Annotated in this window: 21 protein-coding genes, 1 tRNA gene and 2 pseudogenes; 11 read left to right on the top strand and 13 right to left on the bottom strand. The window is 60.9% G+C overall.

Annotation, left to right across the window (positions count from 1 at the left end; genetic code table 11):
• Nucleotides 1-300: 300 nt before the first annotated feature.
• The 4 genes from A8V01_RS04295 to A8V01_RS04280 all read right to left on the bottom strand — a co-directional run bounded on the left by A8V01_RS04295 (nucleotide 301) and on the right by A8V01_RS04280 (nucleotide 2,826).
• Entirely contained in the window at nucleotides 301-828 is a 528-nt protein-coding gene (locus tag A8V01_RS04295) for an MgtC/SapB family protein (protein ID WP_037491505.1), read from the bottom strand.
• The gene (locus A8V01_RS04290) at nucleotides 821-1,429 is read right to left on the bottom strand and encodes a DedA family protein (protein WP_103094716.1); all 609 of its coding nucleotides are present in this window, start codon (nucleotides 1,427-1,429) and stop codon (nucleotides 821-823) included. Before A8V01_RS04290 ends, A8V01_RS04295 begins: the two co-directional genes overlap by 8 nt.
• A gap of 106 nt (nucleotides 1,430-1,535) precedes the next feature.
• Nucleotides 1,536-1,832: a hypothetical protein gene (locus tag A8V01_RS04285; protein ID WP_004212633.1), complete on the bottom strand. Its 297-nt coding sequence runs from the start codon at nucleotides 1,830-1,832 to the stop codon at nucleotides 1,536-1,538.
• Between the two features lie 385 nt (nucleotides 1,833-2,217).
• Nucleotides 2,218-2,826, bottom strand: coding sequence for a flavodoxin family protein (locus A8V01_RS04280; RefSeq protein ID WP_103094812.1), 609 nt, complete (start codon nucleotides 2,824-2,826; stop codon nucleotides 2,218-2,220).
• A gap of 106 nt (nucleotides 2,827-2,932) precedes the next feature.
• Between A8V01_RS04280 and A8V01_RS04275 the strand changes: the two genes are divergently transcribed.
• Both A8V01_RS04275 and A8V01_RS04270 read left to right on the top strand, forming a co-directional pair.
• Entirely contained in the window at nucleotides 2,933-3,784 is an 852-nt protein-coding gene (locus tag A8V01_RS04275) for an SDR family oxidoreductase (protein WP_103094715.1), read from the top strand.
• Between the two features lie 112 nt (nucleotides 3,785-3,896).
• A complete protein-coding gene (locus tag A8V01_RS04270) occupies nucleotides 3,897-4,163 on the top strand; it encodes a DUF2171 domain-containing protein (protein WP_103094714.1) in 267 nt (88 codons plus the stop codon).
• Nucleotides 4,164-4,208: 45 nt separating this feature from the next.
• On the opposite strand, the gene A8V01_RS04265 is transcribed toward A8V01_RS04270, so the two are convergent.
• Nucleotides 4,209-4,580, bottom strand: a complete 372-nt coding sequence (locus A8V01_RS04265; RefSeq protein ID WP_004212627.1) for a PRC-barrel domain-containing protein — start codon at nucleotides 4,578-4,580, stop codon at nucleotides 4,209-4,211.
• Nucleotides 4,581-4,752: 172 nt separating this feature from the next.
• Between A8V01_RS04265 and A8V01_RS29630 the strand changes: the two are divergent.
• Nucleotides 4,753-4,872, top strand: a pseudogene (locus A8V01_RS29630) (DUF6766 family protein); the annotation flags it as partial.
• A gap of 509 nt (nucleotides 4,873-5,381) precedes the next feature.
• Here the strand turns inward: A8V01_RS29630 and A8V01_RS04260 are convergent.
• Nucleotides 5,382-6,470, bottom strand: coding sequence for an IS110 family RNA-guided transposase (locus A8V01_RS04260; protein ID WP_103094713.1), 1,089 nt, complete (start codon nucleotides 6,468-6,470; stop codon nucleotides 5,382-5,384).
• A 166-nt stretch (nucleotides 6,471-6,636) separates the two neighbouring features.
• Between A8V01_RS04260 and A8V01_RS04255 the strand changes: the two genes are divergently transcribed.
• Entirely contained in the window at nucleotides 6,637-6,924 is a 288-nt protein-coding gene (locus A8V01_RS04255) for a hypothetical protein (protein ID WP_004212625.1), read from the top strand.
• A gap of 547 nt (nucleotides 6,925-7,471) precedes the next feature.
• Here the strand turns inward: A8V01_RS04255 and A8V01_RS04250 are convergent.
• Nucleotides 7,472-7,864, bottom strand: a complete 393-nt coding sequence (locus tag A8V01_RS04250) for a hypothetical protein (protein ID WP_004212624.1) — start codon at nucleotides 7,862-7,864, stop codon at nucleotides 7,472-7,474.
• Between the two features lie 592 nt (nucleotides 7,865-8,456).
• On the opposite strand from A8V01_RS04250, the gene A8V01_RS28055 reads away from it, so the two are divergent.
• On the top strand, nucleotides 8,457-8,645 hold the full coding sequence (locus A8V01_RS28055; RefSeq protein WP_146037179.1) for a hypothetical protein: 189 nt from the start codon (nucleotides 8,457-8,459) through the stop codon (nucleotides 8,643-8,645).
• A 196-nt stretch (nucleotides 8,646-8,841) separates the two neighbouring features.
• On the opposite strand, the gene A8V01_RS04245 is transcribed toward A8V01_RS28055, so the two are convergent.
• Complete coding sequence (locus A8V01_RS04245; protein WP_170065826.1) at nucleotides 8,842-9,843, bottom strand: FUSC family protein; 1,002 nt, start codon at nucleotides 9,841-9,843, stop codon at nucleotides 8,842-8,844.
• Between the two features lie 265 nt (nucleotides 9,844-10,108).
• A complete protein-coding gene (locus tag A8V01_RS04240) occupies nucleotides 10,109-11,332 on the bottom strand; it encodes a HEPN domain-containing protein (protein WP_103094711.1) in 1,224 nt (407 codons plus the stop codon).
• Nucleotides 11,333-11,794: 462 nt separating this feature from the next.
• Here A8V01_RS04240 and ku point away from each other — a divergent pair, with 462 nt between their 5' ends.
• Both ku and A8V01_RS04230 read left to right on the top strand, forming a co-directional pair.
• A complete protein-coding gene (gene ku / locus A8V01_RS04235; protein ID WP_103094710.1) occupies nucleotides 11,795-12,697 on the top strand; it encodes a non-homologous end joining protein Ku in 903 nt (300 codons plus the stop codon).
• Between the two features lie 3 nt (nucleotides 12,698-12,700).
• The gene (locus A8V01_RS04230; protein WP_103094709.1) at nucleotides 12,701-12,958 is read left to right on the top strand and encodes a hypothetical protein; all 258 of its coding nucleotides are present in this window, start codon (nucleotides 12,701-12,703) and stop codon (nucleotides 12,956-12,958) included.
• Between the two features lie 4 nt (nucleotides 12,959-12,962).
• Here A8V01_RS04230 and A8V01_RS04225 read toward each other — a convergent pair whose 3' ends face one another.
• A complete protein-coding gene (locus A8V01_RS04225; RefSeq protein ID WP_103094708.1) occupies nucleotides 12,963-13,175 on the bottom strand; it encodes a KTSC domain-containing protein in 213 nt (70 codons plus the stop codon).
• Between the two features lie 148 nt (nucleotides 13,176-13,323).
• Here A8V01_RS04225 and A8V01_RS04220 point away from each other — a divergent pair, with 148 nt between their 5' ends.
• The 3 genes from A8V01_RS04220 to xth are packed head-to-tail and all read left to right on the top strand — an operon-like array spanning nucleotide 13,324 to nucleotide 17,629.
• Nucleotides 13,324-14,265, top strand: coding sequence for a GNAT family N-acetyltransferase (locus A8V01_RS04220; RefSeq protein ID WP_103094811.1), 942 nt, complete (start codon nucleotides 13,324-13,326; stop codon nucleotides 14,263-14,265).
• A 20-nt stretch (nucleotides 14,266-14,285) separates the two neighbouring features.
• Entirely contained in the window at nucleotides 14,286-16,805 is a 2,520-nt protein-coding gene (ligD, locus tag A8V01_RS04215) for a DNA ligase D (RefSeq protein ID WP_103094707.1), read from the top strand.
• On the top strand, nucleotides 16,802-17,629 hold the full coding sequence (xth, locus tag A8V01_RS04210) for an exodeoxyribonuclease III (RefSeq protein ID WP_103094706.1): 828 nt from the start codon (nucleotides 16,802-16,804) through the stop codon (nucleotides 17,627-17,629). Before ligD ends, xth begins: the two co-directional genes overlap by 4 nt.
• 71 nt (nucleotides 17,630-17,700) lie before the next feature.
• Here the strand turns inward: xth and A8V01_RS04205 are convergent, their stop codons facing one another.
• Nucleotides 17,701-17,964, bottom strand: coding sequence for a DksA/TraR family C4-type zinc finger protein (locus A8V01_RS04205; RefSeq protein WP_004212606.1), 264 nt, complete (start codon nucleotides 17,962-17,964; stop codon nucleotides 17,701-17,703).
• A gap of 255 nt (nucleotides 17,965-18,219) precedes the next feature.
• Between A8V01_RS04205 and A8V01_RS29105 the strand changes: the two are divergent.
• Nucleotides 18,220-19,272 (top strand): annotated as a pseudogene (locus A8V01_RS29105) (recombinase family protein); the annotation flags it as partial.
• Between the two features lie 294 nt (nucleotides 19,273-19,566).
• Here A8V01_RS29105 and A8V01_RS29100 read toward each other — a convergent pair.
• Complete coding sequence (locus tag A8V01_RS29100; RefSeq protein WP_245892320.1) at nucleotides 19,567-19,764, bottom strand: hypothetical protein; 198 nt, start codon at nucleotides 19,762-19,764, stop codon at nucleotides 19,567-19,569.
• A 172-nt stretch (nucleotides 19,765-19,936) separates the two neighbouring features.
• A tRNA-Met gene (locus A8V01_RS04195) sits at nucleotides 19,937-20,013 on the bottom strand.
• Nucleotides 20,014-20,058 lie beyond the last annotated feature (45 nt).

Here is a 20,058-nt window from a genome sequence, read left to right as displayed (position 1 = left end):
CTGCGGAAATTGGCCAGATGGAGGCGGAAATGTAGCTTTCCCGCCATATAGCAGCGGGCCCTGCGGGCCCGAACTGCACAGTCTGCTCCTAAGGACTCCTCTTAACCGGCAGCACGGGCTGGCCGTTAGCCCTGCCGTCCTGGCCGATTTATGGGTGGGTTCTGGGCCGCGTGTGGCGCACGCTGCCGTGGCATCGCTCGCGTTATGACCAATTCCATGTACCTGCATTAGGTCGGATTCCAGGGGGCGAAACCCAGTCAGGGCTCGAAGCCTTGTGCTATGGTGCTCCTCAAGGCGGCTCTACTTTTCCTCCTCGCCAAGCTGACCGGGTGGAGGAGAGGGAACGACAGAGCCACGCCGGTTCGGCATCTGCACCGATTTCTGGCTATCTGGCGATCCGCCATTTTTTGGCAGCATGCGTTCAACGAAGGTCGCAGCGACCAGGAGTAGGACGGCGAGGGCCGTACCTGCCAGCACAAGAATATACTGCCCAGCACCGGCGGTTATGCCGACAGCCGCAGCCATCCAGAGACTGGCCGCCGTTGTCATGTTTCGTACATCGCCCCCGCGCACAAAGATCAAGCCTCCGGCGATAAAGCCGATAGCTTGTGCAAGCCCTTGTATGACGCGAACAGGGTCGCCCTCCCCATGGTGTTCCACGAGTTCCAGGGCAGACAAGGTAAGCATCCCTGAGCTCAGCGCGACTAGACCATGTGTTCGCAGGCCTGCATCATGGCCGTGGCGTTCGCGTTCGAACCCCAGCACGAGGCCCAGAAGCGTCGCGAGCCCGAGCCTCATGAGGGTGACGGAGAGATCGTCCTCAAGCATTTTCGACACTCGGCTTAAAGGTGATGACGCGATAAACGTAGTACAGCAGCACTGCTGCCATGATCGTGAGGCCAGCAGGCCCAAGATAACGATCGACGGCCGAAAATTGTCGGCCGAGGAAGTATCCGGCTCCTGCAAGAAGGCTGTTCCACACAGCCGATCCCAGCGTGGTCAAGATGAGAAACCTTGGAAAAGGAGTGCCGAACACGCCAGCCGGAATCGAGATCAGCGTGCGCAGACCAGGAATGATGTGAGCGACGGGAATGGCCCAGGAACCGTGCCGATCAAACCAAGCATCAACGTGGTCGATTTCGTTAGCCGACAAGGTAAGCCAGCGTCCGTGGCGGTCAGCCAGCTTTTTCAATCGCCGTTCACCACATTTTCCTGCCAGCCACCACCAGAAGGCGGCGCCAGTGACCGTCCCTATCGTGCCGCATATGATGACAAGTATGATGTTGAGGCCGCCGTCGGCGGCAGTGTAGCCGGCCAGGGGCATGATCCCTTCAGAGGGTATGGGAGGAAAGACATTCTCAAGCAGCATGAGCAGGCCGATGGCCCAGTACCCCATCCGCTCGACAATATCTGTGATCCATTCCGTCATACACGCCTATCCCGAAAATTAAGATTTGCAGTGCGTCACCAGGACACCCCAGCGTCATGCACGCCACTCACATTCGTGTGCAGCGCCATCATCTTGTGGGTCGACATCAGGCATTTCCCTTGCGTCGGCGGGTTTCCCAGCCCTTTTTCGCGGCCGCAGAGCGCTTTTCCGCGCTCTGACTCGATCCGCCCTTGCGGCCACCTTTGCGCGAACTTTCGTGGTTTTCTTTCTTGCCGCGGCCAGAGCCAGATTTCTTTCCGCCGCCGGACTCCTTGTTGACCGTCGCCCAGGCGCGCCTCTCTGCCTCCTCCTTGCCTACGCCGCGATCCTCATAGCCCTCTTCGATATGCTCGGCCTTGCGCTTCTGCTTGTCGGTGTAGCTCGACTTGTCTCCGCGAGGCATGATCCTTCTCCTTGTCGGTTGCCACCGCCAATCCCTTGAACGCGGCAGCAGCCAATTCGTCCCGATCTGTTTCGATCGGCTCGCCGCAATTTCTTGGTGGTCAGAAATCGCGCTTTGGCGCGATCTTCGCCAGATCGACGCGCGCTTCGAATGCATGCGCCTGAGCATTTCGAAGGTAAATCTGCCGCTGCCCGGCCCGTATTCCACGAGAACCTCGATGTTAGACCAGTTCAACGGGGCCAGCATACGGCGCACCATTCGGGCGCTTGCGGGAAAGGCCGAGCCGACCATTGACGGATGCCGGACGAACTCCCCTGCGGCAATCCATCCTGTATCTTTCACGAAAGCTTTCTCCCTGGAAGCTGATCAGAACGAGAATTTTGGCTCAGCCGGGATAGGGATTTTTCTGCAGCAAGCCGGCCAGACGGGCGGCGTTGCCAGCCACCATCTTTGCAGTTTCCGTCACCTTTTCCGGCGTCGTCGCCAAATCCTTGAAATCCGTGGACCCCATCGCCTCGCCGACCCAGTAGCATGCCGCGACCGCTGGAATGGTCCAGCCTACATCGTTCAGGGCCTGGAAAAGCTGGGCGGATGAAAAATGCGCGCCGTCCTCGTTGCCAACGATCGCCGCCACCGCGACTTTTCCATAGCTGGGCATGCGGCCCTGATCGTCCGTCTCCGAGAGAAACGCGTCCATCCGTTCGAGCACGCGCTTGGCGACGCTGGATATCTGCCCCATCCAGATCGGGCCGCCGAAGACGAGGATGTCGTGCGCCAGTATTTTCTCGCGCAGCGCAGGCCAGGCATCGCCGTCCCCTTCGTCGGATGTTACTCCGGCTCTGATATCGAGCGCTGCCGCCCGCACTGTCTCGGTAATCGTAACCTGACAGTCGGAAAATGCCTGTTTCAACACCGCGATCATGGTGTCGGTTGAGCTGGCTTCCTTCGCGTTGCTCTTAAGGGTGCAATTGAGAGCCAGGGCCTTGAGTGCCATCAATCGTCTCCTTTGGTGTCGACTGACGCAGGCGTGCGATCATCCGTTCACTGACAGGAGAACTCATCGGCAAGAAAAGGGTTCTGTCTCCAAAGGAGATGCCGCAATGACCGAGACCGCCCAGATGATCCACGAAGATGCGCTTCCCGGGCATGAAAGCAAACTCGAGCCAAAGCCCGAGTGGCAGCCTCGCTATAAGGGGGCTGAGCGTCTCAAGGACAAGGTTGCGATCATCACCGGCGCCGACAGTGGCATCGGGCGCGCCGTGGCGGCACTTTATGCCCGTGAAGGCGCTGACATCGCCATAGTCTATCTGCTCGAGGACGACGATGCCGCCGAAACGAAGCGGATCGTCGAGGCCGAAGGACGCAAGGCGATCACCATCCGCGGCGATATCGGCGAGAAGGATTTCAGCGAGGAGATCGTACGCAAGACGCTCGATGCATTCGGCAGGATCGACATTCTCGTCAACAATGCCGGCGAGCAGCATCCCGATGAGGACATCACGGACATAACCGAGGAACAGCTGCGCCGAACCTTCCAGACCAATATCTTTGGCATGTTCTTCCTGACGCAGGCCGCGCGCCCGCACCTCAAGCCGGGCGCGGCGATCGTCAACTGCACGAGCGTCACCATGTACCAGGGCAGCAAGGATCTGCTCGACTATAGCTCGACCAAGGGTGCGATCACGGCCTTTACTCGGTCATTGTCGGAAAATCTGGTCGGCGATGGCATTCGCGTGAATGCGGTCGCACCGGGACCGATCTGGACCCCGCTCAACCCATGCGGCGGCGCAAAACCTGAGAAGCTGGAGCATTTTGGCGAGAGCACGCCCATGGGTCGGCCGGGCCAGCCCAATGAAGTCGCCCCGGCCTTCCTGTTTCTCGCCTGCGAGGATTCCAGCTACATGTCCGGGCAGGTGCTCCATCCAAATGGCGGGATCATTGTGAACGGCTAGATCGCTTCTGCCGCTCGACGGGACATAGCGCAAACCAACTGCCCGGCGACGGGAAAATCGAGCCCGGCCTGGCAAATGGGTACAGAAATTTCACCAGATGAAAGGAACTGAGATGACGGACCTGAGCCAAATCAAGGAGCATATGGAGATCATCGGCGCAGATGGCGTTCATATCGGCACTGTCGACAAGGTCGAGGGCGATCGGATCAAGATGACGAAAGCCGACAGCGGCTCGCACTCCGATCATCACCATTATTTTTCAGGAGGATTGGTGGCCGCTGTCGAAGGCAATCAGGTACGTCTGTCTGCAGCCGGATCGGCAGCCGTTCTGCTGGAAAAGGAGGAAGGTGGCGAGGCGCTCAGCGACAAGTCGTCATAAGCGCGAAAAAGTAGCCGGCCCTACGGGCCGGCCACTTCTGTCCGATCAATAGGGGTAGTCGACGCCGTAATGGCCATATACCTCTCGCCCGTAGTTGCGATCGAAAGCCGGCTCGCTGTCGCCTGCATAGCGGGGCGCCTGTTCCAGCACGCTCTTGTCGAGATTGACGACATAGCCTCCCTGATCGGTATCATAGGTCAGCACGTCCCAGGGTAGCGGATAATAATCGCTCCCCAGCCCGAACAGGCCGCCGAACTGAAGTACGGCATATTCCACCTTGCCCGAGCGCTTTTCGACCATGAAATTGTAGATAGAGCCGAGCTTTTCGCGCTGGGCGTTGTAGACGGTGGTGCCCTCAACCTTGTTCGAGGCGATTAGCCGATTGGTTTCGTCCGTGGCAATATCGGTCTGTGCCATGACATCTCTCCTTCCATGGGATGAATGATCAAGGCGAACGCGACAGAGGGAAAGGTGTATCCCGCCTCGTGATACCTGATCGTCGGACTGCCCGTAAAAGCTGCTCAACCGCTTCCCAGACTTCCTCGTCAATTGGCGTCGCCTGTAAAAAGCTTGCCGAAGGGTCTTCGAAAACTGGGAGAGCGAATTTCTCTCGACCGCGGTCCTACTCATACTTTCCCTATTCTTCCGCCAAGGTGAAGCACCAGTATCCAAGCAGATTGCCGCTCCAGATGCCCAAACCGGCGAGTGACGAGGCTGGCCGGCTGAAAACCTGCTACGCCTCTGAGAACCATTTTCGCGGGCGGACTGTAGTCCTCAGGATTTTCCCCGGCATCGCCCTGAAGGGCGCTCGGATCATCTGCCAGCCGGCTGTTCTTTTATCTCGGCCGTCCTATTTGGGTCCGAGATTTTGCAAGTTTTCGCCATCGCCATTCCTCCTTTGTAGCAAGTAATCGCCCTCTATTCGATGTCAGCCGGCACCTATCTGCGAAGTGGTCGAGGTCTGATACGCCGCGCAGTCCTCCGTGCTCGTCGATGGCGTGATCGATCCGCATTACAGCGGTGTGCGAACCATCGCGGCACATGTCGCTATCGGATGTACGGGGCACCAACACAGGCAATCGCGCGTGATCCGACGAAGCCGGCCACAGGCGAGATATCGTGCTTCCCGTTGTCCAGGTCTGTATCATTCCTCTGCCGCTTGCGCGGACCTCCGTAAGCTGATCGGCCGTCAGTGGGCCGATAAGAGAAAGCGGTTGTTCATGACTGCGCGATGCTCAGACGCTGCACCTTGGCCGCATTCCAGGCGGCGACATCGTGCGCTGACGCGTCCGGATCGCCGGTGTAGAAAGTGCCATCCCGCCACATCGCGTGCATGATGACGGCGAGCTTGCGGGCAACCGCGACCCGCGCCTTGGCGTGGCACTTCGTCTTCGCCAGCTTCAGCCCCCAGGTCTTGACCGTATCGCGCCCTTTGAAGCGGGTGAGCATGGCCGACGCTGCCTCGTAGAGCGCGCGACGGACATCAGGATCGCCTGCCTTGCTGATGCGTCCCTGCACGTCGATCGACGTTCCCGACTGCCATCGCTTTGCAGTCAGACCGAAGTAGGCAGCGACGTTGCGCGAGCGGCGAAAGCGGGCGGGATCGTCGATCGCGCTGCTGAAACTGAGCGCCGTGACCGGGCCGACACCAGGGATCTCCATGAAGCGGCGACAGAGTTCGTCGCGCATGGCTATCTGCACCACCAGCTTGTTGAGTATGAGGTACTCCGCCCACAACGCAGCACGGGCGCGGAGCATGCATTCCATCACGCCAGCTGCCATCGGATCGCCGGCGATCGCTTCCCGGACGGCCTTCTCCATGCTGCCACGGCCGACCTTGCCAAGCTTGATGCCGAACACCTTCAGCGAGTGCCGGACTGCATTTTCCAGATCGAGAAACTTGCGCTTGAGGTTCCGTCGCTGGACCAGCAGCAGGCGTATCCGGTAGCAGTTTTCCGACTTGATGTGCGCCTGGCGGAACCAGCCGGTGCGCATGATGTGTGCGATGCCCAGTGCGTCGGCGGCGTCCGTCTTGTTGCGCTGGGCCGACAGCGCTGCACGCACATGGCGGGTTTCCAGACAGACTGCCGGAATGCCGATCGCGAGCAGGCCGGCATGCAGCCAGGGCGACAGCGAGCCAGCCTCATGGCCAACGCGACGCAGGCGGCCAGCATATCGGCGAAGCGCTTCGCCGATCGCCGCTGGATCGGTTTCCACTGCGGTTTGCAGCACAACCGTCCCGTCATCGCCCACGACACAGATGGCTGTTTCTTCGACCGACACGTCCAGGCCTGCAAAATATTCCATCACACGACTCCTGCGCTTCCGTTTGACCGGAGCAGGAGTGTCGCTGCTGATCGGAGCCAGGCAATCCACCGATGGTGAGCCGTCAGAATGCTCACCAAATACAGCGGCAACCCTTCTCCCTTTTCGTGCGTTACGCATACTACGACCGAAACCAGGAGGTGATCGAATGCGCAAACGAGAGAAAGTAGCCGACCTCATTGCCGGTCAGAATGGACGCCAGCGCCGCAAACAGCTCTTTCGCTCGCTCGAGGATACCGCAGCTCGCGCCGTTGTCACCGCGACGGTGACTTTCGCGGTCGGTTGGGTGCTGAAGCGCATGTTCGAAAAATCGGTCAAGCAGGCGGCGAAAGAGGGCGCCCAGGACGGCGTCGACCAACAGGTCGCGCAAAATCCAGATCTCGCAAAAGCAGGCATTTCCGGCACCGCCGCGTCGCAGAGCACTGCAGATACTTGATGCCGGTACCGACAGGATGACCAAATGGCCCCGATCGTTTTATCGGGAGCACCGTCTTACTGTTGGGGAGCAACTAGACACCACAGGTATTTTGCTGGCGTTATTTCGGCTGCTCGCCATCGGTTCCATCAATGCCCGAACATGGTGCTCATATGCTCGCGGGCATCGGCATCATATTGACGTTGAGATAATACAGATCGCCCCACCGATTGTCAGCACAACGATCGCCCAGGCGAGAAGGAACGCAAGGAGGGTCCAGCGTCCATCCGATTGGGCTGCTCGACTGGGATGATTGCGGCGCGCAGTGGATTTGCTCCCCAGCTTTTCAGCCAAGGCAGCGCAGGTGAGTGCATCTACATAATCCTCGGATTCATCCTCCTCGGCCTTTCCTTCGGACAGTCCTCAAGGCCGGTGAATAGCAGCTTTCACCCAAGCATCGTTACACCGGCGCAGGCAGAAAAGCGACTGCGTCGTGGTTTATCGGCGCCAGCTTTGCGCCGCTCGCTGCGCTGTTTCTTGCTGCGAGCCCGCAGGCCGGTGTTCCGTCCTAGTGGCGCGTCGGCTGCGCTGACGGCGCTTCCAAGAACTCGGCGAAAGCCGAATCATCGCCCAGGGCGTACAGTCGCAGCGGATCGTCCGGCGTCATGCGACCGGCCTGCACCTCACGCCCGGTCACATCACGAAGTCGGCTACGGTCCAGCACGCCATCGAGAAGGCTTTCGGCCCGCAAGAACATCCAAATCTGGCTTTGCCGATGAGCGGCAAAAGCGTGGAGATCGCCCCCCGTTTCTTCGAGATGCACCGCCACTAAGTCACAGACAAGATTGAAGATCCGCATGAGGCCAATTCGGCTCTCCTCATCGGTGATGGCCTCGTGCAACTGCAGAACCTCGTCACGGAATGCGGCAAGCGGAATAGCGTCGCCCTCATTGTAAGCCATGAGGCGATTCCAAAGATCTGTGACACGCTGATCCATCATCCTGCCTTCCGTCCGTTTTAGCGATGAAGCCTTTCTCATCACCGCTGCGGGGGCTGTGCAGCATTGTCAGGGTACGCCGCCCTCAGCCTGATCCCCCTAATGGGATGCCTTGAGGCACAAGCCTATGCAAGGCGGAAAGAAAGTTCTCTTTCAGCTCAAAGCAGGCGATCTCTTTCCTGGGCCTCGACAAGGCCGTTCTTACAGTCTTTCTCGTTCCGATCCGAGGCATTTCGGCTTCGGTGCGTGGCGGCCGATCTTGGGCCACAAGCCGCGTCACGGATGTTGTTACGCCCTGCCAGGCCCCCGAAAGAGGGGCTGCCGCCTGGCAGGATACAGCCGTTATTCTCTCCACTGCGGTCGATAGGAGCGTTGAAACGCTATCCTGAAGCCGTACAGCTTCCCAACGCTGTGGTTGGGCATACCGGGCATTCCAAGGCGCGCACCTTGTGTCGGTATGTGGGAGAATGAAGGACGTGGGCACTTAGCAATCGATGCCACCTATATCGGGCGGCAGTTCTGCACAGCAATCCCTACAGGACGCAAAGCAAGCCCTATGTCCAACTCGGCACCATGGGCGAACTATGGGTCGGCTGTCCTTCCTCCGGCGCGCCCGCGATCTTGGGTCTCGCTCGATCAGGTTCGCGCGCTGCTGGGCATTTCCGGCATCGACAGGATCGCCAGGGAGAATCTTCTGGACGTGACTGTAAGCTGGCTGGCCTTACTGCGCTTGGCAAGGAGCTGAGGCTGCGATCGATTTCTGCGATGGCGGGCTCGTTGCAGTGTCCCGTATCACCGACGCACCAGGACCGGCACTGTCAGCCTGAGACTGCAGCGGTTTGCCGTTCTTGGTTAAACGCTGCGGCCTTCCTTATGGGAGCGGGTATGGCCAGAGCGCGACCGCCCCGCTCGAATGGTGATCGCATGAATTTGCAGCAGATTCATTCGTTGTCATCGGCGTTGCGCTGACCCGGCAATCGGCGCGGTGCGATCATTGCCCCGGCCAGGGCGACAGCGCCACCGATCAGCGTTGCGAGCAATCGGTCGGTTTCCGCGCCTTTGATCTCTCCGCCCGCCAGCGCGATCATCAATATGACGCTCATGGTGATGGCCGCGCTCAGAACCGCGTAACGCGCTTTCTGGAACCCGAACGCACAACCAGCGGACAACACAGCAGCACCCGCCAGCGGAAGCGGTACCGCAGCCAGCAGATGCAGCACTATCGTCGCAAGAACAATGCCGGCGACCGTGCCGCCAATTCGCTCGATGCCACGTACACCGGTATCGCGTAGCCCCGGCTTGAGAACGACCATAGCGGTCAGGGCAGCCCAGTAGCCATGCTCGACACCTGCCTTGTCCGCGGCGACTTTTGCGATGGTGATACACAGCGCCGCTCGAAGCGCGTGGAGCAGCATTTCCTGTCGGGTCGCCCGATCGCTGCGCGCTTCCGGAATTTCTTTTCCCTCGCCGATCACTCCCACCATCAATCCGACCGCTGCGATCTGGATCGCAGACCCACCCGCCACCAACACAGCCCGGCGCAGACCATCGAGCACGCTTCCGGGGAAGTGCAGCGCCAGCAGAAAGGCAATGATGATCTGGAGCCAGACCCACCACAAATCGATGTCGCGGCTGATCAACGCACCGCAAAGGCCTCCCATCAGGGCTGTCGCCGCCAGTGTCACATATGGATCGTTGCCAAGGATCGTGCCGATAAAGGCGACAAGTGTCATGCCGATTCCAGCCAGCGTCATCGCGGCCCATCGATTATGAAACACTCGCTTGGTCGCCCCGAAGCCGACCGAGAACGCCGCACCCGCTGCGATGGAGGCCGGCATCGCGGCGCCGGCACTCACACCGCCCACAAGCAACAGGGCGAACCCTGGCATCGCCAACAAAGCACTATGCGTGTTGAATCGAAATATATCTTTGAACTGAGGCATCAATCGGGGCGCCCTCCTGCAGGACACTCCTATCGTGATGATCTCGCGCTTGCCACATGCGCATGCGGACGAGAGCGGCATGTGCGACATGCATTGCCGTTTCATCACTGCCGGCTACGGCTTGCGACATGCCACGAAGCTGCCAGCAGGGTTCTCCCGTCGAGGAGCCCTTCACATCCTCGGTAATTCGGGACCTTGGGCGGTGCATTTCAATGCAGTGCGGCGCGCGGTCCACTCCGGGACTTTCCTTTCGCAGAACGCTTCCTCAACCGGTATCGGCGGGTAACCCTTCATAGCCTGTCACCAACCCTACGGACCGGATCAACGCGCAGACCGTCCCCACAATCTCGTCAGGCGGCACCGCCGCCCCTACGGCCCGCGCCAGCTCCGGGGTTCTGCCCTGGCTGTGATAGCGAGAGAGCGGGCCAATCAACCGCATCAGATCTGGCGAGGGCTCGGGCAACCCGTTCCTCAAGGCGTCCAGCAAGGCATGCTCGAGATCGAGGCCGATTTGCCGGCGGATCAAGTGGTCGTGGTAGCCTGCCTTCAAAAGGATCGTCTTGAGCCCAAACTCGGTAGCATAGGCGGCATGGCGGACGAGGACATCAAGCCCGTATTTCGGCAGGGTCTCCTCCGCTGTCTCCAGGAAATACAGGGCGTGACGGTAATGAGACACCGCCAGAATCCGGTCGAAGTCCTGGGGGCGGTGATAGAGGTTGAGGTTGTGGGATGGGTGATTGCGCGCTCCGGGACGAAGCGAATGCGGGAGGGCATCGTCCCCGATGCACCCGAGCAATTTCCCAAAGGCCTGAGCGAGGTGCATCTCTTCTTTAGCTGAGCTGCGTGTGCACTTCGCCAGTCCCTTGACCGTGCCCAGCCCATGGCGCCGGTACCAGGCGAAGGCAGAATGCTGCGGTTCGGGCAGCCTCATGGCAGCGGCCGTAATCCTGTCAAAACGCGCCTGCGCCTTTGGCTCCCGCGGTCCATCCATTGCGCGGTCGTAGAGAACGATGCCCGTGTCATAGCGATCCGTCAGGAAGTGGTTGTCTTCAACGCGGAACCGTTTGGGCTCATCGATGGTGAAGATGGACAACGTGATCGTCGCCAGGTGATCCACTTCCGCTTTAATGATATGTCGGGCCTCATCCAGATGGCGTGCCCTTCCCTTATTGAACTCGGGATCGACGAATGCCCAGAGTTCGAATTTGGAGAGTTCAAGTTGGTGCTTGTCGATCTTTTGCGGATCGGCGTTGTCGCCCACGAGCATGAGCCAGTAGAGCGAGCCGTACCCGAACGCACGTTCCTGCCCGTCATCGAGACAGGCACATAATATCCGCGTCGTGCGCTCGATCGCTATTCGGTCGTGGGGACATAGATGCATGACGCGCGGCGGAACGCGCTGTCGCAGCTTTTCGAATTCCTCGACAGTGACGTGATCGCCCGTACGGCCCGATAGGGAAGGTGCATCGTCTCCACGGCTTTCGTGCATGGGAATCTCCATCCCGCATCCATGGCGGATGAGGCGGAAGTGCCGAGGCGGATGCGGTGACGATCCCGAACTCCCGCGCACTGGACGCGGGAGCCGCCGGGACTGCTAACACGCAAATGACATGCGCCGCCGTCTTTCACCCGAAGGTTTGGACATGCACGGCGGCATCCCGGAAAACAGAGTTTCCCGAGCTTCCTTGGCCATTTGCGGGATTAGCAGTCCCGGCCCTGCCCTTTTCGCAGCGCCCTCGCCTTCTAGCACTCAATCATAGGGAAGCAAAGTTTGCTGATGCCGTTCCTTATCCCGACCAGCGAGCCGCTGATCGCGGGCTAGCGACAGCCCCATGCACCGGTCATCGACACCTTTGCCTGGTGCGGCGACGTAGATTACGCGGCGATGCAGATTGCGCGGGAACGAGCCGAAGGCATTAGGGATTAGGAGAATCTGCGAAGGAGAGGATCGATGGCTGCACGTCCCTATTGGAAAGGTCAGATCCGACTGGCGCTGGTCTCCATTCCCGTTGAAATCTATTCGGCGACGAGGAGCGGCGCCACGATCGCGTTCAACCAGATTCATGAGCCCTCGGGCCAGCGGATCAAGTATGAAAAGGTCGTGCCGGGGATCGGCCCGGTCGACGTCGATGAGATCGTCAAGGGCTTCGAATATGCCAAGGGCGAATATGTCCTGCTCGACGACGACGAGATCGAGGGGGTCAAACTGGAGAGCAAGAAGACGCTCGAGTTGACCCAGTTCGTCGATAGCCATGACATCGACGCGATCTATTTCGAGAAGCCCTATTATGTCGTGCCGGCCGACGATCTCGCCGAGGAGGCCTTCATCGTCCTGCGCGAGGCGCTCCGACGCACCCGCAAGATCGGCCTCGGCCAGCTCGCTATGCGCGGACGGGAATATGTCGTCAGCATAAAAGCTTGCGGGCGCGGCATGGTGATGGAGACACTGCGATACGCCGATGAGGTCAATAAGGCGACGAGCTATTTCCGCGAGATCGGCGATACCGATCCGGACGAGGAATTGCTCGACCTCGCCACCACCTTGATCGACAAGAAGACCGGCAAGTTCGATGCGAGGGAGTTTCACGATCGCTATGCCGACGCGCTCAAGGAGCTGATCGAGCGCAAGAAGAAGGGCAAAACGCTTAACATCGAGAGCGATGACAAGGGCAGCGATTCGCGTGGTTCCAACGTCGTCGACCTGATGGCCGCGCTCAAGAACTCGCTCGGCTCATCGGGTGGTGGCTCGTCCAAGGCGGCGGCAAAGAAGACCAGCAAGGCTGCCGCGAAACCGGCCGCCAAGAAGGCTGCGGCCAAGCCGGCCACGAAACCGGCTGCGCGCAAGCGGGCCTGATCCGTGGCGGACAGATCAGACTCGGTAGCGGCGACCGTCGACGACGATGCAGCGTTTGCCGAAGGCGCCATCACGCTGTGGGCCAATCTGCTGACGTTGATCGGCACGCACTTGCGAGAAACCGGCACACCCCGCCAGGAAGTGCTCGACATGCTCACCATGCTTCATGAGACCAATGAGGAGACGATCCGGTCGCCGCGCGCGCGGGCCGTCGCTTCTCGCCATCTGATGTCGGTTTATCGTGCCCTTGGCGAAGCCTGAGCGATCAGGCGTTCGGCCCGAAGCGCCGCCGTTCGGGATCGCGTGCGTAGCGAAAACGGTCCTTGATCAGCTCATTGAAGAAGCTTCCGGCCGAAGCCGCATGGCAGAAGCCCTCGAAGGTCTCGGCCGGCACGTCATAATAGAGATATGTGCCAGTATCGCGAAACGAGATCGACAGGATGCCGAGATCGTCATCGAAGCCGATGCGATCGATCATAGCGGACTGAGAGAAGCGGTGCGCGCGCATATCTGGAGAACTGCGTATCGTTGCGTGTCGTTCCGGGCGTCGCGTCATCTGGAACCCATAAGATGCCGAGGCGATCCTGCCGCACTTGCAAATGCTGGCATGGCAGGCTCGTCGTAAGATGGCAGAGGTCAGCGACGACGAGCTCCGCGAGATGGCGCAGCACCGGGGGCTGAGACTGGTCAAATCGCGGCGGCGCAAGCCCGGCACCGGCGACTTCGGGAAATATGGCCTGACCGATGCGGGCGGCAAGGCGCTGCTCGGTATCGGCGACGATGGCCTGACCGCGAGCGCCGACGACATTCAGGACTATCTGCGTAGCAGCGAGCAAAGCACATGGAAGCAGTCGGCCGACGCGACGCCCGACCGACCTGCCCCCAGAGACAAACCCCGCCCGGCCGAGCCCGAGGAGGACGAGGAACCCATCCGCCGCCGGGCAAAACCGGTGTTACGAGATCGTCCGGCGCCGCGTAGACGAGAAGAGCCAGGTCCGGCACGGAAACCTTCCAAGAAGGCGCGTCCGCAGCCTTCACTCCGGCTCGTCCCGAAAGCTGAGCCAGCGCCCCAGCCCGATCCCGAGCCTTTGCCCGCACCCGAACCGGAGTTGCGTATTCGCGCTGTCACCGCGAACGATGCTGGTTCGCTGGCGGCGCTTCTCGGCCAGCTCAGCGGCGTATCGCTCGGTAGCAGGGAGGTCGCAGACAATCTCGCGGCAGCCCGAAAGGCGAAGGCCGGCATGGTGGTCGCCGAGCTGGGCGATATCGTCGGCTGCTGCGGATGGGCGGTTGTAGCGACTGTCCACCGCGGCCCGATCGGGCGCGTGACAGTGCTCATAGTCGACAAGCGCCATCGTCGTCGCGGCGTCGGAACGGCGATGGTGGCGGCCGCCGAGACCGCACTGGCGAAGGCCGGCTGCCGTCAAATCGAGGCGATGAGCGACATCACGATCGACAACAGCCACAATTTCTTCCGCTCTCTGAAGTTCGAACAGGCAAGCTATCGCTTCGTCCGCACGATCGGCGAATGGGCGAGCGGGGAACGAGTGCACCACCGTACGAATTAACGGGGTGATCGGAAATCAATATGGCCAGAGCCTCGAGAGCGAACAACACTTCGGCCGACGAGCGCCTCGCAAGATATCGCGAGAAGCGCGACTTTGACCGTACGGCCGAGCCGTCGGGCGCAACCGAGCCGACGAGCGGCAACGGGTTCGTCGTCCAAAAGCATGCGGCGTCACGCCTCCACTATGATTTCCGCCTCGAACTGGACGGCACGCTGGTGAGCTGGGCGGTCACTCGCGGGCCGAGCAGCAATCCCGACGACAAGCGCCTCGCGGTCCGCACCGAGGATCACCCGCTCGACTATGCCCGGTTCGAAGGCACGATCCCCAAGGGCGAATATGGCGGCGGCACGGTGATGCTGTGGGACAATGGCACCTGGGAATCGATCCCCGGCAAGGATCCTCGCCAGACGCTGCCCGAAGGTCACCTCCATTTCATTCTTCACGGCCGGCGGATGCAGGGTGAGTGGATCCTCTTTCGTCTGAAGCCGCGCGGCAAGGAAAAGGGCGAGAACTGGATTTTGCGAAAGGTGCAGGATGAATTCGCCGGCGGCTCAGACGATCTGATCGGCACCCATCTTACCAGCGTCGATACGGGGCGCACGATGGAGGAGATTGCAGCGGGCAAGGCTGTGCGCAAGCGCAAGGCGGGCGCCAAAGCGTCACCTGCGGCGGCCGGCAATTCCAGAACGCCCGCCGCCGCGCCCGCCCGCCGCAAGAAATCTGGCCTATTGCCGCCGTTTCAGCCGGTGCAGCTGGCCGCGCTCGTCGATCATGTCCCACCGGGCGATCGCTGGCTGCACGAACTCAAATATGACGGCTATCGAACGCTCCTCGCGATCGGTGGCGGCGAAGGGCGCGCCTATACGCGCTCGGGTCTCGACTGGTCCGATCGGTTCGCCGGGCTGATCACCGACGCGTTGAAGCTGAACGTCGGCAGCGCGCTGATCGATGGCGAGGCGGTGGTGACCCTTCCCGACGGCCGTACCAGCTTTCAGGCCCTGCAGGCGGCGCTCAAAAGCGATCCTGACGCGATCGACTATTTCGCCTTCGACCTGCTTGAACTGGACGGCGAGGATCTGACCCGGTCGCCGCTGATCGAGCGAAAGGAGAAGCTGGCGGCGCTGATCGGCGAAGCCAAAGGGCGCATCCGCTATTCCGATCACATCGTCGGCAATGGCGAGAAGCTGCTAGCCAGCTTCTGCGGCGCCGGCCTCGAAGGGGTGATCTCGAAGCGCGCCGACGCGCGATACAGCGGCTCGCGCTCGGGCACTTGGCTCAAGACCAAGTGTATCCGCCGGCAGGAGTTCGTCATTGTCGGCTGGACGCCCTCGGATAAGCAGCGCGGGTTCCGCTCGCTGCTGCTCGGCGTCAACGAGAATGGGAAGCTGCGCTATGCCGGCAAGGCCGGGACCGGCTTTACCGCCGATGAGATCGAGCGGCTCATGGAAATCATGGCGCCGCTCGCGCGCAAAGGCCCGACCGTCGACGCGCCCCGCGCCGCTGTTCGCGGCGCGCATTGGATCGAACCCAGGCTTGTGGCCGAGATCGCCTTTGTCGAGTTCACCGACGAAGGCGTGCTGCGTCATCCGAGCTATCTTGGGCTTCGCGAGGACAAGAAGCCCGAAGCCGTCGTGCTGGAGACCGAGACACCGGTTGCCATCGCGACCACCCCGGCCCGCAGCAGCGTCAAGATCAGCAATCGCGAGCGGGTGATCTTTCCGGAAGGCAAGCTCACCAAAGGCCAGCTCGCCGATTATTATGAGATCGTCGCGCCGATCATGCTGCCTTGGGCCGGCAGCAGGCCGATCAGCCTCGTACGCTGTCCGCAGGGTCGATCGAAGAAATGCTTCTTCCAGAAACATGACGCCGGCAGCTTTGGCGACGACGTCAAACAAGTCGGCATCCGCGAGAAGGACGGCCATGACGAACCCTATCTGTTCGTCGATACGCCCGCCGGCCTGCTCACCTGCGTCCAGATGGGCACGATCGAGTTTCATGGCTGGGGCGCGCGGATCGAGGATGTCGAGAAGGCTGATCGCCTGGTTTTCGATCTCGATCCCGACGAGGGACTGGATTTCCAGGATGTCGTCTCGGCGGCGTTCCATGTGCAGGACGTGCTCGCTCAGATGGGTCTCACGACCTTCCCGATGGTCACCGGGGGCAAGGGCGTCCATGTCATCGCGCCGCTCACGCCCTCGGCCGAATGGCCGGTAGTAAAGGACTTCGCACATCGCTTTGCTTTGGCGCTCGCCCAGGCCGAGCCGGGCCGCTTCACCGCCGCGATGGCCAAGGCGAAGCGCACGGGCAGAATCTTCATCGACTATCTGCGCAATCAGCGCGGCGCGACCGCAGTCATGCCCTATAGCGCGCGGACACGCGAATATGCGCCGATCGCGGTTCCGCTGACCTGGGAGGAACTGCGCGATCTCGACAAGCCATCGCACTGGCATATCGGCGATGGAGCGGAGATGGTGAAGCGCGCGGCGTCGAAGAACCTTGCCCATTGGGGGCGCGCCGATCAGATCCTTCCCGACCTGTGATCATCGCAACCTACAATGTGAATGGGGTCAATGGCCGCTTGCCGGTGCTGCTGCGTTGGCTGGCCGAACGCCAGCCCGACATCGTCGTCCTGCAGGAATTGAAGGCGCCGCAGGAGAAATTCCCGCTGCGAGCGATCCGCGATCTTGGCTATGATGCGATCTGGCACGGGCAAAAGAGCTGGAACGGCGTCGCCATCCTCAGCCGTGTCGGCGAGATTCACGAAACCCGCCGGGGTTTGCCCGGCGATCCCGATGACAGTCACATCCGCTATATCGAGGCGGCGGTCAACGGAATCCTGATCGGCGGCCTCTATCTACCCAACGGCAATCCCAGACCCGGCCCCAAGTTCGACTATAAGCTCCGTTGGTTCGAGCGCCTGATCGCGCATGCTGCGGGGCTGCTTGAAACCGGCCTGCCGGTGATGCTCGCCGGGGATTTCAACGTCATGCCGACCGAACTGGACGTCTACAAACCCGAGCGCTGGCTCGACGACGCGCTGTTCGTGCCCGAGGTGCGCGCGGCTTATTTCCGGCTGCTCGACCAGGGCTGGGCCGACGCATTGCGCATCCTCCACCCGGGCGAGACGATCTACACATTCTGGGACTATTTTCGGAACGCCTACGCCCGCAACGCCGGTCTCCGGATCGATCATCTGCTGCTCAGTCCGGTGCTCACCGACCGGCTCACCGACGCGCAGGTGGACCGCCACGTGCGCGGCTGGGAAAAGACCAGCGACCACGCACCGGTCTGGATCGAAATTGCCGGCAAGCCGGTACGCCGCCGGAAGTCCGCATCGGCAAGGAAGAACGATGCGATGTCGTGATATTAGAGGCTTTTCCCTGAACGATTTTCCCCGAGTGCGCTGAATGACGGGTTTGAACCGTACCGACAGGTCTATCGTAGCTGGCTGTCCTTGCTCCCGCGCCGGTTGATCCCGACAGCGCGCATATTCGCATCCCGCTTCGCCTGGCACGCAACGCAGGTCCGCGTACCCGGCAAGGCGGCGCGGCGAGCCTGCGGAATGTCCTCGCCGCAATCGTCGCATTCGTCGCTACCTTCGCCCGTCGGCATCATGCCTCGGGCTCGCAAGACAGCATCGGTCACCGTATCATCGATCTGATCCTGTACGGCGCCATCGCGCGCCCATCCGTTCGCCATGTCGGATTCCTCGATCAAGTAATTGCGACCCCCCTAGATAGGGAGCGACATAAGCGATTACAAAGATGCACTCGAATGCGAGCGGTACCCGCCTATGAAATCTTTGTCCGCCAATGAGGAACGTCGCCATGGATCATTCTGAAGCCTAGGCTATCTTGTCCTCGTGAGCTGCAGGAATGCTCCACTGCCTAAATGCGGGCCGCCCAATTTGGCAGGTAACGAGCATCATGTTAATTTCTCCGCGAGGAGAACGATATGACCCGCGTCGCCCTTTATGCCCGCTATTCCGACGACAAGCAGAGTGCTGCCTCGATCGAGGATCAGTTCCTAATATGCCGGGAGCAGGCGAAGCGTGAAGGCTGGCATGTTATAGGCAGCTACAAGGACGCTGCGATCTCCGGCGCCAGCGTTATCCTGCGCCCCGGCATTCAGGCCCTCGTTCAGGACGCACAGATGGGCCGGTTCGATGTTCTGCTCGCGGAGGCGTTGGATCGCGTATCCCGCGATCAAGCCGACGTTGCAACGCTCTACAAGCACCTGCAATTCGCTGGCGTGAAGATCGTCACGCTGGCTGAAGGCGAGGTGTCCGAGCTACATGTCGGCCTTAAGGGCACCATGAATGCCCTGTTCCTCAAGGACCTTGCGAAGAAGACCCATCGTGGCCTGCGCGGACGCGTCGAGAAAGGCAAGTCTGGTGGTGGCCTGTGCTACGGCTATGACGTTGTTCGCCGCTTCTCCAGCGAAGGCGAGGCAGTCCATGGCGAGCGCAGCATCAATGCCGTCGAAGCCGAGGTGGTGCGTCAGGTCTTCCGGCAGTTCGCCAACGGACTCAGCCCTCAGGCGATTGCGCGACGCTTGAATGAAGCAGGCATACCCGCGCCGACCGGCACACTTTGGACGTCGACGACGATCCGGGGGCACGCAAAGCGTGGGACCGGTCTGCTTAACAACGAGCTCTATATCGGGAAGCTGGTCTGGAACCGGCTTCGCTATCTCAAGAATCCTCAGACCGGCAAGCGCGTGTCACGGATCAATCCGCAATCGGAATGGATCGTCACCGACGTCCCCGATCTACGGATCGTCGATGAGGAACTGTGGCAGGCAGCCAAGGCAAGACAGGAAGATATAGCGGTCCAGTATGCCGGCGTGATCGAAGCGACGCGCGCGGCACACAACAAACTGAACCGAACCCGTCGGCCGAGGAGCCTTCTCTCCGGCCTCGTTTACTGCGGATGCTGCGGCGGGTCTTATACCCTTCGCGGGCAGGGGCGGTTTGCGTGTTCGAACCATATCGACACGAGAAGCTGTTCGAACGGGCATAGCATCTCTCGTGAGAAACTGGAGGCGCGGGTTCTCGATGGCCTCCGCGATCGGATGATGAGCCCCGAAGTGGCCGCCAAGGCCATTCGCACCTGCGTAGAGGAGACCAATCGTCTGAACCGCGAGCGCCGGGCAACCGACACGGCAGATCGCGCTGAACTCGAGAAGGTTTTGAAAGCGATCAAGGGCGTTCTGGACATAGTGGAAGAAGGCAAGGGAACACGCACCCTCGTCGACCGCCTTCTCGATCTGGAAGCACAGGAGGACACCATCCGCGCCCGTCTAGCTGCCGCGCCGGCTGATGTTCCGGATATCCATCCCAACATCGCCGAGATTTATCGCGGCAAGGTCGAGCGCCTGGCAGACGCCCTGGTCTGTCCCGAAGAGCGCGAAGAGGCCGCCGACGCCCTGCGCGGGCTCATCGAGCGCGTCGTCCTGACGCCGGGCACCAGGCGCGGCGAAGTCAACGCTATGCTGCATGGTGAATTCGGTACCATCCTGGATTGGCTGGAGCGGCAGCAATCCGCCAAAAACGATACCGCCCCCGGCGCTGGTGCGTCGGAGGTGTCCGGTATGTCGGTATCGGTGGTTGCGGGAGGGCGATCCAACCGTGACCGACAAACGCCAGGAAAATCTGGTTTGTCGGTATCGGTGGTTGCGGGGGTAGGATTTGAACCTACGACCTTCAGGTTATGAGCCTGACGAGCTACCGGGCTGCTCCACCCCGCGTCACCGTATTTTTTTGCGTCGTTTGATGGACGCAAAAAGGGCCCT

The organism is Novosphingobium guangzhouense, from assembly GCF_002896965.1.
GTDB classification, from domain to species: Bacteria; Pseudomonadota; Alphaproteobacteria; order Sphingomonadales; family Sphingomonadaceae; genus Novosphingobium; species Novosphingobium guangzhouense.
This window is presented reverse-complemented; position numbering and strand designations above follow the sequence as displayed.